The sequence below is a fragment of the Staphylococcus pseudintermedius genome (assembly GCF_034042775.1).
GTDB classification, from domain to species: Bacteria; Bacillota; Bacilli; order Staphylococcales; family Staphylococcaceae; genus Staphylococcus; species Staphylococcus pseudintermedius.
Genome location: NZ_CP120150.1, coordinates 425,551 through 437,854, shown reverse-complemented (window position 1 = coordinate 437,854; position 12,304 = coordinate 425,551). Strand labels below are relative to the sequence as shown.

General features: G+C 38.9%; 9 protein-coding genes and 1 pseudogene. 3 read left to right on the top strand and 7 right to left on the bottom strand.

The features are described from left to right. The first annotated feature begins 172 nt into the window (after positions 1-172). Genes P3U61_RS01745 through sdaAA form a run of 3 tightly spaced genes read left to right on the top strand, consistent with a single transcriptional unit; the run spans position 173 to position 2,811 of the window. The gene (locus tag P3U61_RS01745; RefSeq protein WP_014613028.1) at positions 173-1,204 is read left to right on the top strand and encodes a PTS sugar transporter subunit IIC; all 1,032 of its coding nucleotides are present in this window, start codon (positions 173-175) and stop codon (positions 1,202-1,204) included. 14 nt (positions 1,205-1,218) lie between these two features. Then, a complete protein-coding gene (gene sdaAB / locus P3U61_RS01740) occupies positions 1,219-1,896 on the top strand; it encodes an L-serine ammonia-lyase, iron-sulfur-dependent subunit beta (protein ID WP_020219491.1) in 678 nt (225 codons plus the stop codon). A 15-nt stretch (positions 1,897-1,911) separates the two neighbouring features. After that, a complete protein-coding gene (gene sdaAA, locus P3U61_RS01735; protein ID WP_015729613.1) occupies positions 1,912-2,811 on the top strand; it encodes an L-serine ammonia-lyase, iron-sulfur-dependent, subunit alpha in 900 nt (299 codons plus the stop codon). A 385-nt stretch (positions 2,812-3,196) separates the two neighbouring features. On the opposite strand, the gene P3U61_RS01730 is transcribed toward sdaAA, so the two are convergent. The 7 genes and pseudogenes from P3U61_RS01730 to P3U61_RS12360 all read right to left on the bottom strand — a co-directional run bounded on the left by P3U61_RS01730 (position 3,197) and on the right by P3U61_RS12360 (position 11,814). Then, complete coding sequence (locus P3U61_RS01730; protein ID WP_014613025.1) at positions 3,197-3,454, bottom strand: hypothetical protein; 258 nt, start codon at positions 3,452-3,454, stop codon at positions 3,197-3,199. A 317-nt stretch (positions 3,455-3,771) separates the two neighbouring features. After that, positions 3,772-4,512: pseudogene (locus P3U61_RS01725) on the bottom strand (ABC transporter permease); the annotation flags it as partial. Between the two features lie 203 nt (positions 4,513-4,715). Beyond that, on the bottom strand, positions 4,716-5,375 hold the full coding sequence (locus tag P3U61_RS01720) for an SDR family oxidoreductase (RefSeq protein WP_323695711.1): 660 nt from the start codon (positions 5,373-5,375) through the stop codon (positions 4,716-4,718). A 602-nt stretch (positions 5,376-5,977) separates the two neighbouring features. Beyond that, positions 5,978-6,739, bottom strand: a complete 762-nt coding sequence (gene pflA / locus P3U61_RS01715) for a pyruvate formate-lyase-activating protein (protein ID WP_110179296.1) — start codon at positions 6,737-6,739, stop codon at positions 5,978-5,980. A 58-nt stretch (positions 6,740-6,797) separates the two neighbouring features. After that, positions 6,798-9,047 carry a formate C-acetyltransferase gene (pflB, locus tag P3U61_RS01710; protein WP_014613011.1) on the bottom strand — a complete coding sequence of 750 codons (2,250 nt, stop codon included), beginning with the start codon at positions 9,045-9,047 and terminating at the stop codon, positions 6,798-6,800. A gap of 296 nt (positions 9,048-9,343) precedes the next feature. After that, complete coding sequence (locus P3U61_RS01705) at positions 9,344-10,414, bottom strand: PTS sugar transporter subunit IIC (RefSeq protein ID WP_070407378.1); 1,071 nt, start codon at positions 10,412-10,414, stop codon at positions 9,344-9,346. 320 nt (positions 10,415-10,734) lie between these two features. Further along, positions 10,735-11,814: a Glu/Leu/Phe/Val family dehydrogenase gene (locus P3U61_RS12360; RefSeq protein WP_015729615.1), complete on the bottom strand. Its 1,080-nt coding sequence runs from the start codon at positions 11,812-11,814 to the stop codon at positions 10,735-10,737. Positions 11,815-12,304: the final 490 nt, after the last annotated feature.

Below are 12,304 nucleotides of genomic sequence, written 5' to 3'. Positions count from 1 at the left end.
TATATTTTCACAATCTATATATATTTGTTTTCAAATAATTATTTTAACTCAACGAGGCATGTTTAACAATTATGTAAGGGCTTGCATAAGCGAAATGAAGCCCTTAGAATGATGGTTGTTTGGGATAGCTATCTAATTAAAAACATAAAAATAAAAGAGAGAAGGAACTCATATGGATTTTATTTTGGGAATCGGGACATTACTCGTTGTTTTACTTGCAATGACTTTATTCTTAAAATTTGCCCCGAATGGTAAAGTCAGTTTACAAGCTTTATCAGGCGCTGCCTGTGCTTCATTTTTACCGGAAGCATTCTTAAAATACGCAATCGGTGGCGTGTTTCACTCAGAATATTTTATTAAATTAGGGGAAGTTGCAGGAAGTTTAAGTGGTGTTGCAGTGGGCATTCTCACTTGTTTAAAGTTCGGTATTAATCCTGTATTCGCTGTGTTAACAGGACTCGTTCTATTTGATTTTAAACTCTTACCTGCTTTTATTGCGGCATATTTCGTTGCTTTCGGTATTAAAGCACTTGAAAAATATGTTCCTGAAGGATTAGACCTGATCGTGGTGATCTTATTATCTCCTGCCATTGCATATGGTATTGCATCTATCGTATCACCTAGTGTCACTGCCGTATTGAAACAAATCGGTACTGCCATCACAGCTGTAGGTGATAATAATCCGTACGCTCTTGCACTTGTTATCGGTGCGATTGTGCCCGTTGTAGGTATGACACCGTTAAGTTCAATGGTTTTCACAAGCTTATTAGGACTTACGGGTATTCCAATGGCGATTGGTGCGCTCGGTTGTATGGGTAGCTCATTTGTCAACTTTATGATGTTTAGAAAACTTAGAATCGGCAATGCAGGAAAAGCCTTTGCCGTTGCTGTCGAACCATTAACACAAATCGACACGATCGCAAAATATCCAATCCAGCTGTATGGTACAAATGCAGTGGTAGGAATGGTCAATGGCTTGTTTATCACATACATGGGTATCGTTGTGAATCAACCAGGCATGGCTACACCTATTGCCGGTCCGATTGTAGCGCTAGGCTTTAATGAAGTGGTGCCTACCGTGATTACAATTGTCGTTGTAGCAATCATTAGTATTATTATGAGCTTTTTCATTGGCACATTCATCAGTAAGAAACGACCAACGCTTGACATTCAAGTGCCTCATGTGAATCAACAAACAAATTAAGGAGCGGATGAATTATGGCACGTACAAAAGATTATCAAAGCGCTTTTGATATTATTGGTCCAGTGATGATGGGGCCATCAAGTTCACATACTGCAGGTGCAGTGAAAATTGGTCAGGCCGCTCGTGCTGTCCTTGGCGATACACCTGAGAAAATCGTTGTGAATTATTACGAATCTTTTGCAGAAACGCATAAAGGTCACGGCACGGATTTAGCGATTATCGGTGGCTTATTAGGTTTTAGTACATTCGATTCTCGCATTAAAACATCGACAAAAATTGCAAGAAGTGAAGGCATTGACTTTGAATTTATCGAAAAATCAGGTTCCAGTTTAGGTGAACACCCGAACTGTGCAGTCATCGAAATCGATCACGGTGATCGTCACGTCGAGTTGAATGGCATTTCAATTGGCGGTGGTGCATTCAAAGTGAAAAGTATTCACGTTAACCAAATGTGTATTCTGATGGCACACACACCCCCTATTCTTGTCATTGATGGGGAATGTAAAATTGCAGAAGTCAATCATTTAATTAACGATTTAATCGAGCATGAAGTCGACATCAATGAAGAGATTAAAACGATGACAAAAGGCCATTGTTTACTTGCCTTACATTTGAATAAACCAATTAAAAGCGAACTACTTGAATCAATCAAAGAAAAATATGCGTTTTTAAACTTTTCATATATAGATTAAATTGGAGGGACTCTCATGTTTGATACAATGAAAGAATTAATCGACTATGCGACTGAAAATAACACAACTTTTGCAGAAATTATGATTAAACATGAAATGGAAACACGTGGTATGACGCGCGAAGCAGTCATGGACATGATGCAACAAAACCTAGACACAATGCGTGAAGCAGTTCAAAAAGGTACGACAGGGGAAGGGGTTAAAAGTGTAACAGGTTATACCGGGCAGGACGCGATTAAAATCCACAAGTATAACCAACACAATAAAGCCCTTTCTGGATATGATATGATGTCAGCTGTTGAAGGAGCGGTTGCCACTAATGAAGTCAACGCAGCAATGGGCATTATTTGTGCGACACCGACTGCTGGTTCTTCAGGCACCATTCCAGGAATACTCTTTAAACTAGAGCAATCACATGACTTAACGAATGACCAAATGCTCGAATTTCTATTTTCAGCCTCGATATGCGGTATGGTGATTGCTAACAATGCTTCGGTCGCTGGTGCAACAGGAGGCTGTCAAGCAGAAGTGGGTTCAGCATCTGCAATGGCTGCCGCTGCTGCTGTACAAACATTCGGTGGTACACCAGAACAAGCTGGACATGCACTTGCAATTAGTATTAGCAACTTGCTTGGTTTAGTGTGTGACCCTGTCGCAGGGTTAGTAGAAATTCCTTGTGTGATGCGGAATGCAATTGGTTCCGGCAATGGATTGATTTCAGCAGATCTTGCACTTGCAGGTGTGGAAAGCCGTATTCCAGTAGATGAGGTGATTGAGGCTATGGATAAAGTGGGTCGTAACCTTCCTGCATCTTTACGTGAAACAGGTTTAGGGGGGCTCGCTGGTACGCCAACAGGTGAAGCGATTAAAGCAAAAATCTTTGGTGATTCCAAACGATCCGAAGTGTTCTCATAATATTAGGAAAAAAGCTCGAAGTGAGATGACAACTGTTGTCTTAACTTCGAGCTTTTTGATATGAATAGTCGATGATGTTGGTGAACGTTTCAAGTTGTTGTGTACACGACATTTCGGATTGGTACACTTGCATGATCCTTTTCTTAGTTTACACAATGAATTGTTACCTTGAATTCGCGTTCCTAAGCGTCTCGCCTCAACTCAATTTGACTTGATTGAACTGTTCACTTGAAGGAAACCGAATTGAGTTGCAAGGCAAGCCCCTTGGAAAGCGAAGGCATGAGGGCAATAAAAATCACAAATCATAAGGAGGGCAAATCACACAAAATATTGCATCAATAGCATCAAAAATTTTTATGTCTCCTCAACCATTTTATGATTCAAGTTATTTACGAACTAAACGTTTCTTTACATTTTCATCTTCATGTTCTTTATTAACGATCCATTGACGGTCTTGATAACGTTTTTCTTGCCGCTTTTCTTGTAACTGAAAAACGACAAAATGATAAATAAAGAATATGATAAATGCGAGTGATAGAGATTGCATCAACAAATATTGCCATGTACCAGCAATCAGAAACGTTTCTGCAATGGTTGTTGAAATGACCATTGCAAAAAATAGTAGCATCAATTTTTTCAACATCGACCTCATCCCCTTTGTTCCTAACAGTAGCGTCCTGACTTTTAATACAAATTCATGTTCAGCACACTATTTCAACTAGAAATCATCATTTACTTTTTACAATTTTAGTTATTGCACAAAGTCTATCACATTTTTATCATTTTTGCTCGTTTTTTCATAATATTCTCAAATTCTTCTGGTGCATGTTCTCTCTGGCGTCAACTTCTTACATTATCGAAAACATTTTCAATCATTTACAGTCAAATCTTTCCACCTACTGACGTACGTAAACTATTGTTTTTATTCCTGAATATTATAGAAGTGAAATCCTGTCCATTTTACCTTCTTGATTTTGGGTTCAGTGCGTCTTTTAATCCCTCACCAATAAAGTTAATACATAAAATCGTCACTGTAATAATGAGTGCGGGAGGCATCCAAATCCATGGCTTACTCCTTAAAATGTCGCCTTCTTGCGCATCTGTTAACATATTTCCCCAAGTCGGCACACTTTTACTAATCCCAAATCCGAGGAAACTGAGTCCTGCTTCGGCAACGATTTGTACGGCAAATACGAGTGTCGCTTGTACAATAATCACACTTAAAATATTCGGTAATAAATGCTTAAATAAAATTTTATACACAGGCGTTCCGATTGATTGCGCGGCCAAGAAATATTCATTCTCTTTCTCTTGCATCACTTTACCGCGAACGATCCTTGCGACACCGACCCAAGATAATGCGATGAGCACCAAACCTAACACAATGGCTGAGCCGTATTGATTTTCGATTTTACCACTGAACGTTGCATTCAACACGACCGCAAAAGGAATAAATGGAAATAACATGACAAACTCTGTAAAACGCATGAGCACGGTATCCACCCAGCCACCGTAATAGCCAGAAATCATTCCAATCAATACGCCAATCGTCATAAGTCCAATAGAAGTAAAAAATCCGAATAGTAACGACACACGCCCTGCATACAACAAGCGGCTTAAAATATCTCGCCCACCAGAATCTGTACCGAGCCAGTGTTCTGCTGACATCTCACCTTTCAGTTTTGTTGTTTGAACCTTATTTTATTTAAAATTATAATTTAACTTGAGGTTTTTATTTTTGTTATCGGAATACTTTGCTTTTTTAGGACGAACTGGCAACATGAGGTATATCACTTAGATATAACGACAAGGTAGGAGACATCAAAAAAGATACGTGAGAAGACTTTTATTTTTTAAGCCTTCTCACGTATCTAGTTATCTTGATTGATGTGTCCATCGTTACTTTAAAGAAACGATAAAGCCTCTGAAATCTCGTTGTTACCTGTTAACACTTGGAATTCTTTACCACGATGTTCTGCATTGGTAGCCACTTCATACAAGACTGTAGCGACATCTTCACGTGGAATTTGGCGTACATCAGGTTGTTCAAACAATTCAGCAACGTTCACTTTTCCTGTTCCTTGATCGTTTGTCAATGCACCCGGATGCACAATAGTTGTTGTTAATCGGCTATGTCTTAAATAGTCATCGGCGTAATGTTTCGCAATCGTATAGGGTTTCAAGTCACCACTTGCGTCAAATGCTTCACGACGAGAGTCATACGTAGACACCATAATGAAGTGCTCAATGTTCGCGTCTTCACTCGCTTTAATCGCTTTAACCGCACCATCTAAATCTACAATAATTGTTTTGTCTGCACCTGTACTACCGCCAGAACCTACTGAAAAAATGACTTGATCATAGGGTAGAAAGGCGTCTGTTAAATCGTCAATCGTTGCTGTTTCTAAATCAATCAATGTTGCAGAAATGCCTTGTGATGCTAACGCTTGCTGTTGTTCTTTTTTTCTCACAGCCGCAGTAAAATCTTCACCTTGTGCGTGCATTTGCTTCACAAGATGTTGTCCTACGCCACCGTTCGCACCTAAAATTAATGTTCGTGTCATCTAACATCCTCCTCTTTCTCTTTCATACGCGATTATTCTAGTATTTCCCTTTATGACAAACTTAAAAACACAAAATAATTACTTACCACACTTTAACGCCCCATTCTACTTTGAATCGTTATTTAAATGACATTGCACAACTCGATGCCATATCATCGACGTTCTCAATTTTCTATTTTTCGTCTCTTGCTATCACCTCTTCCATAAAAACATGCAAATTGATGTGTATTGATGATATGAATTAAATATAACTTTTCATATTTGTCCACTGTCAATAGCAAACGTCACCCTACTTCAGATGGCTAGAAGCATGCAAGACTCCGGAGTGATTAGACATAGCCGAAAATCCAATTAGCTTCCCTCCAGTTTATACTTCAATCAAGCCCACTTTATTTGAGGCAAGTCCACTGGGAAAGCGTAGCGCGGTTCAGCAATCGATTGATGAACACCTTTTCAAAGTCAAATATAACAACAAATTTCACAAAATAAAGAAGCTGAGAGGCAACATCACATTGCATCCCAGCCATCTCTTCAATATCATTTAAAGTCAAAAGTTTATGCATAGCGAAAATAGAATCATGTCATTCTTACAAAACCAATATTTAGCGTACAGGCGTAAGAGGGGTCACGCCTGTAAAATTCACATAACCGTATGCACGTTCTACATCTTCATCTGTCGGGGGTTCAACATCATTCAACGCATACGGTACACCTAAGGCCTCCCATTTGTGCACACCGAGTTGGTGATAAGGTAAGATTTCAAATTTCTCAACATTGCCAAGTTGGTTGATAAATGTGCCAAGTGCTTTCAAGTCTTCGGGGGCGTCGGTGAGACCTGGTACGAGCACGTGGCGAATCCATATCGGTTGGCCCTTGTCTGCTAAATATTGAATATAGTTGAGTATATGAGTATTAGGTTTTCCGGTTAATTGTTGATGCTTTTCATTATCGATATGCTTAATGTCCACCATCAATAAGTCTGTATGTGTTAAAACTTGATCGAAATGTTTCTTAAAAGCTTCCGTATCGTTTGCACAGCCAAGTGAAGTATCGATACACGTATGAATCCCTTGTGCGTGAAGCTTTTCAAACAGTTCTTCGATAAACGGCATTTGCAAGAGAGGCTCACCACCACTGATAGTGACGCCCCCTCCTGATGCCTGAAAGTAAGGGAGATACGGAACAATTTCATTCACGAGTTCATCTGCTGTTGCCGTACGAGAGGGCTCATTGACTTTCCAGGTATCTGGATTATGGCAATAAAAACATCTCAGTAAGCAACCTTGTGTAAAGATAATGTAGCGTAAGCCTGGGCCATCGACTGTACCTAAGCTTTCTATTGAATGAATGTGTCCTTTAATCATCGTTCTCCCCCATTTAATCATGTCAATTTAAGACTGTTAGTGTTGTGTTACTGACTCGTTACATAGATTCGTGGAATGTACGAGAAATAACGTCGAGTTGTTGCTCGCGTGTTAATTTAATAAAGTTTACGGCATAACCTGATACACGTACTGTTAGCTGTGGATATTCTTCTGGGTGTTCCATTGCGTCTAGTAATGTTTCTCTGTTAAATACATTGATGTTTAAGTGATGGCCGTGTTGTAATGCATAGCCATCTAAAATGCTGACTAAGTTTTGTTCTTGTGTTGCTTCTTCTTTACCTAATGATTTTGGTACGATACTAAATGTGTTAGAAATACCGTCTTTACAGCAGTCATAAGGTAATTTTGCTACTGATGATAATGATGCCAGTGCACCGTGATCATCACGTCCGTGCATTGGGTTTGCACCTGGCGCAAATGGTTCGCCTGCTTTACGTCCATCTGGTGTGTTACCTGTTTTCTTACCGTAAACGACATTTGATGTGATTGTGAGTACACTCATCGTATGTTCAGAGTTACGGTACGTTTGATGTTTACGTAATTTTTTCATAAAGCTTTCAACTAACTGCACTGCGATGTCGTCTACACGTGGATCGTTGTTACCATATTTTGGATAATCACCTGTTGTTTCAAAGTCAACTACGAGTCCATTTTCATCGCGAATTGTGCGAACTTGACCATATTTAATGGCAGAAAGTGAGTCCGCTGCAACTGATAAACCTGCAATACCTGTTGCCATCGTACGGTGCACATCTGTATCATGGAGTGCCATTTCGATACGTTCATAGCTATACTTATCGTGCATGTAGTGAATGACATTTAATGAGTTGATGTAAACACCTGCTAGCCATTCCATCATTTCATCAAATTGTTGGTACACTTCATCGTAATCTAAAATTTCAGATTGAATTGGTGCGAAGTTTGGCGCAACTTGAGCACCTGATTTTTCATCTTTACCACCATTGATCGCATACAATAATGTCTTCGCTAAGTTGGCACGTGCACCAAAGAATTGCATTTGTTTACCGATACGCATTGCAGATACACAACATGCAATACCGTAATCGTCACCGTAGCTTTCGCGCATTAAATCATCATTTTCGTACTGAATAGAGCTTGTTTTAATACTCATTTTCGTACAGTAGCGTTTGAAGTTTTCAGGTAAACGTGTTGACCATAATACTGTCAAGTTTGGTTCTGGTGCTGGTCCTAAGTTGTCGAGTGAGTGTAAGAAACGGAATGAGTTTTTCGTTACCATTGGACGACCATCAATACCGACACCACCGATAGATTCTGTTACCCAAGTCGGGTCACCTGAGAATAATGCATTGTAATCAGGTGTTCGTGCAAATTTTACTAAACGTAATTTCATGATGAAGTGGTCAATGATTTCTTGTACTTCCGTTTCAGTAATCGTACCTGCTTGTAAGTCACGTTCTGCATAAATGTCTAAGAATGTAGATGTACGTCCTAGACTCATTGCGGCTCCGTTTTGTTCTTTAATCGCAGCAAGGTAAGCAAGGTAGAGCCATTGCACTGCTTCTTTAAAGTTTTCAGCTGGGCGACTTAAATCAAATCCGTAACGTTCACCGAGTTGTTTTAATTCGTTTAATGAACGATATTGTTCTGACACTTCTTCGCGTAAACGAATCACATCTTCAGTCATAGTTGATGATAAGTCATTGAAGTCTTTTTGTTTTTCTGCCATTAAGAAATCAACACCGTACAGTGCGACACGACGATAATCTCCAATAATACGACCACGGCCATAAGCATCTGGTAAACCTGTAATAATCCCTGCTTTACGACAAGCTAACATTTCTTTTGAATAGGCATCGAATACACCTTGGTTATGTGTTTTACGATACTCTGTAAAAATGTGCTCTGTTTCTTTATCTAATTCATAACCGTATGCTTCACATGCTGCTTTTGCCATACGGATTCCGCCAAATGGTTGCATAGAACGTTTGAATGGTTTGTCTGTTTGTACACCAACAATTTGTTCTAATGATTCATCCAAGTAACCTGCATCATGAGATAAAATGGTTGATGGCACTTTTGTATCCATATCCCAAATACCACCACGTTCACGCTCTTCTTTCGATAACACCATCACTTGATCCCATAATTTCGTCGTTGCTTCAGTTGGACCGGCTAAAAAACTGTCATCGCCTTGGTAACCTGTAAAGTTTAATTGTATAAATTCACGAACGTCCACATGGCGTGTCCAACGTCCAGTTTTAAAACCTTCCCATGCATTATGTGTAGTTTGAGTGTCTTTAATCATGTCTTTACCTCCAATTAGGTTTGTTCATCATTTCACAAGTAGTATACCAAGAATTGTGAATATAATCACTTAAAATTGAAAGCGTTTTATAAAATGTCATCATTTCGTGTCAATTTGTATAATAATTTGTCACAATTTATAAGAATTTTAAAAAGAACTTTTTTGTTGTGTAACTATTTTAGATAACTTGATTGACCTGGATCAAGGCGGGATTGCTGTCGTTTTCTAAAGGTTTAGGCCCCGAAATAAAAAAGCGCCACTATGTCTCTTTCGACAAAATGACACTTTCAATGCTTTTATTTATTATCTTCTGTTGCAGTAAAACGATAAATTTCAGAGTCATACAATTTTAAAACTTTCCACAAAATGTAATCGACAATAAAGCCAACAACTAATGGAATGACGAAAAATACCGCAAGGACAATCAGTAAGTTGGTCATACCGTTGCCGTCCATTAATTCTAATGCTTTAATTGGGCCGACTAAACCAACAATACCGAATCCCGCTGTTTCTTTCACACCTGAAATACCGAACAATGCACCTGCTGCACCTGTTACGGCTGCTGTAATGCCGATTGGTAAGAGTAAAATAGGATAGCGAATAATATTAGGAATCATCATTTTCATACCACCTAATAAAATCGCGATCGGGACACCAATTTTATTCACACGTAATGTGCCGATGAACAAAACGACAGCTGCAACGGCAACACCAATCGCTGCTGATCCTGCTGCTAAACCTGAAATACCAATCGCTAAACCAACGCCTATTGTTGAAATTGGAGAAACAATAATGAATGAAAATAAGACTGCAATCAAAACGCCCATCAACACGGGCTGTAACGTCGTAAATGTATTCACTAAACTACCGATAGCTAACGTAATTTTGCTGACATAAGGTAATGTCGCTACACCGATCAGTCCTGCACCTCCGCCGACAAGAATAGGCAATAAAATCACGTTCAAACTTCCTAAGCGATTGCCTAACCATAACACAATCAGTACTGCAATAGATGCCGTAATCATTGTATTAATTAAATCACCAATACCAACCAATTGCCAACCAGCCGGCGTCACTTTAGCGGCCCCTGAACCGACAAATGATGCTGCGCCAACTAAAGCTGTTGCCATTGGATTTAAATTGAATTGTAACGCGATGAGGACACCGACCATAATCGGTAACGCAAATTGTACCCCTAAGACAACTTGATTCATCGTTGCGAAAATATCAGCGTATTGGCTTAAATATTTAAACAATCCACCTAACACTGCATTCGGAATAAGCCCGGCAATAATTGCGATGGCTAAACCATTCAATACTTTGAACATAAATGTTTTAAATGTCATTCTCTGCTCTGCTACTTCCATTTCCTTTACCACCTCACTGTTAAATTACATTTGAATCAATGCGCTTCAAATGGTTTTCGAGGTACGCCGTTCATTCTACTTTTCCACTTTTTCTGTCCCCTTCAAATGCGCTTCGTACCACAATAGTGATAGCGTAACCGAACAAAGATCATTTAGCAACACCATTTTTTCAAATATTCGCAATTTAATGTGACATAATTCAATCCAACTTCATTTTATTTTAACTTGTCGTTTATTCCGTACATCATTCACTTTTCACGCAAAAAAAGAAGAGACAAGGACACATTAAAGTTCCCCTATCTCTCTTTATGCTTGTATGATTATTTTTGAGTTGCTGAATATTTACTATGTACACGCATCATCGTATCAATTCGTGATTCTGCAAGATGTTCCGCTGCTTGTAATGGTAAAATACCTTCTTCTTTTGCAATCGTGAAAATTTTATCCATTTGCTCGTAAATGTTTTTCACTTTCTTTTCAGCACGTTCACGGTTATATTGACCGTACAACTCGTCAGCTACGTTGATGACACCACCACTGTTAGCAACAAAGTCAGGTGCATAAGTAATGCCGCGTTCTTCTAACATTTGACCATGCTTGTTTTCTTCTAGCAATTGGTTGTTGGCACTACCGCAAATCATTTTCACTTTAAGCTCTGGAATCGTTTTATCGTTTAAAATACCACCCAGTGCACATGGCGCAAAAATGTCAGCGTCAACTTGATAGATATCATTAATTCCTACCGCTTCAGCATTAAAGTCATTCACTGCACGTTGCACGGCTTCCTCATTGATATCAGTCACAATCAGTTTCGCGCCTTCTTCATGTAAGTATTTACACATATGATATGCGACATTACCTACACCTTGTACAGCAACAGTTTTCCCGTCTAAACTGTCAGAGCCAAATGCTTCTTTCGCTGTACGTTTCATCGCATAATAAACACCTAATGCCGTCATCGGACTTGGATTACCACTTGAACCGTAAGACTCACTGACACCTGTCACATATGGTGTTTCTAAACGAATGAAATCCATATCTTCTACTGTAGTTCCTACATCTTCTGCAGTAATGTAACGGCCATCTAAACTATGAATATAGCGACCAAGTGCTCTAAAGAATGCTTCAGATTTATCTGTTTTCGGATCACCAATAACAACAGTTTTTGCGCCACCTAAATTAAGGCCGGCAGCTGCATTTTTATATGTCATCCCTTTAGCTAAGCGCATCACGTCGACTATCGCATCTTCCTCACTTTCGTAATTCCAGAAGCGGCAACCCCCTAATGCTGGACCTAAAGTTGTGTCATGAATACAAATAATTGCTTTTAAACCTGTTGTTTCGTCGTGGCAAAAAACTAACTGCTCGTAATCAGCTTGTGCCATCTTTTCGAAAATCATTGCCATTCCTCCTTTGTGTTTCACATTTCCCGTCAATGAAACCACATAATATCAGAATGGAACGTCTTATCTATTCAATTAAGTGAGATATCCGTCCCACTCCGCATTATCCAATATATCATATTTGCTATTTTTTGACCCCTTCAGCAAATACAATACAATGGTGTAAGCGGTTCCAATTCTATATTATAGCACATTTAAAACTTTTTGTATCATTACAAATTTGCTTTTTTGAGATATTTTTAAATTAAAATTTATGTAGCGATGCTCGTTTTTCCCTTAATTGACACAAATGCTTATTTTACCAGTACCATCAAAGTTTCTATCCTCTTGCATTGCGCTGACGTCTCTGTAAAAAGGTCACCTGTGTAATTTCCCGTTATTTGTAATTCTAAAATTTTTGAGCTAAGGAGATAATCATGTCAAATATATCCATTTTTCGAAGTGAACACATCCTTTTCCCTAATGTTCATTTTTTCACATTATTGAT

What these genes read in the sequence shown, in the direction of transcription:
- P3U61_RS01745 (WP_014613028.1), top strand. Translation starts at nt 173, where the DNA reads ATGGATTTTATTTTGGGAATCGGGACATTACTCGTTGTTTTACTTGCA.
- sdaAB (WP_020219491.1), top strand. Translation starts at nt 1,219, where the DNA reads ATGGCACGTACAAAAGATTATCAAAGCGCTTTTGATATTATTGGTCCA.
- sdaAA (WP_015729613.1), top strand. Translation starts at nt 1,912, where the DNA reads ATGTTTGATACAATGAAAGAATTAATCGACTATGCGACTGAAAATAAC.
- P3U61_RS01730 (WP_014613025.1), bottom strand. Translation starts at nt 3,454, where the DNA reads ATGTTGAAAAAATTGATGCTACTATTTTTTGCAATGGTCATTTCAACA.
- P3U61_RS01720 (WP_323695711.1), bottom strand. Translation starts at nt 5,375, where the DNA reads ATGACACGAACATTAATTTTAGGTGCGAACGGTGGCGTAGGACAACAT.
- pflA (WP_110179296.1), bottom strand. Translation starts at nt 6,739, where the DNA reads ATGATTAAAGGACACATTCATTCAATAGAAAGCTTAGGTACAGTCGAT.
- pflB (WP_014613011.1), bottom strand. Translation starts at nt 9,047, where the DNA reads ATGATTAAAGACACTCAAACTACACATAATGCATGGGAAGGTTTTAAA.
- P3U61_RS01705 (WP_070407378.1), bottom strand. Translation starts at nt 10,414, where the DNA reads ATGGAAGTAGCAGAGCAGAGAATGACATTTAAAACATTTATGTTCAAA.
- P3U61_RS12360 (WP_015729615.1), bottom strand. Translation starts at nt 11,814, where the DNA reads ATGATTTTCGAAAAGATGGCACAAGCTGATTACGAGCAGTTAGTTTTT.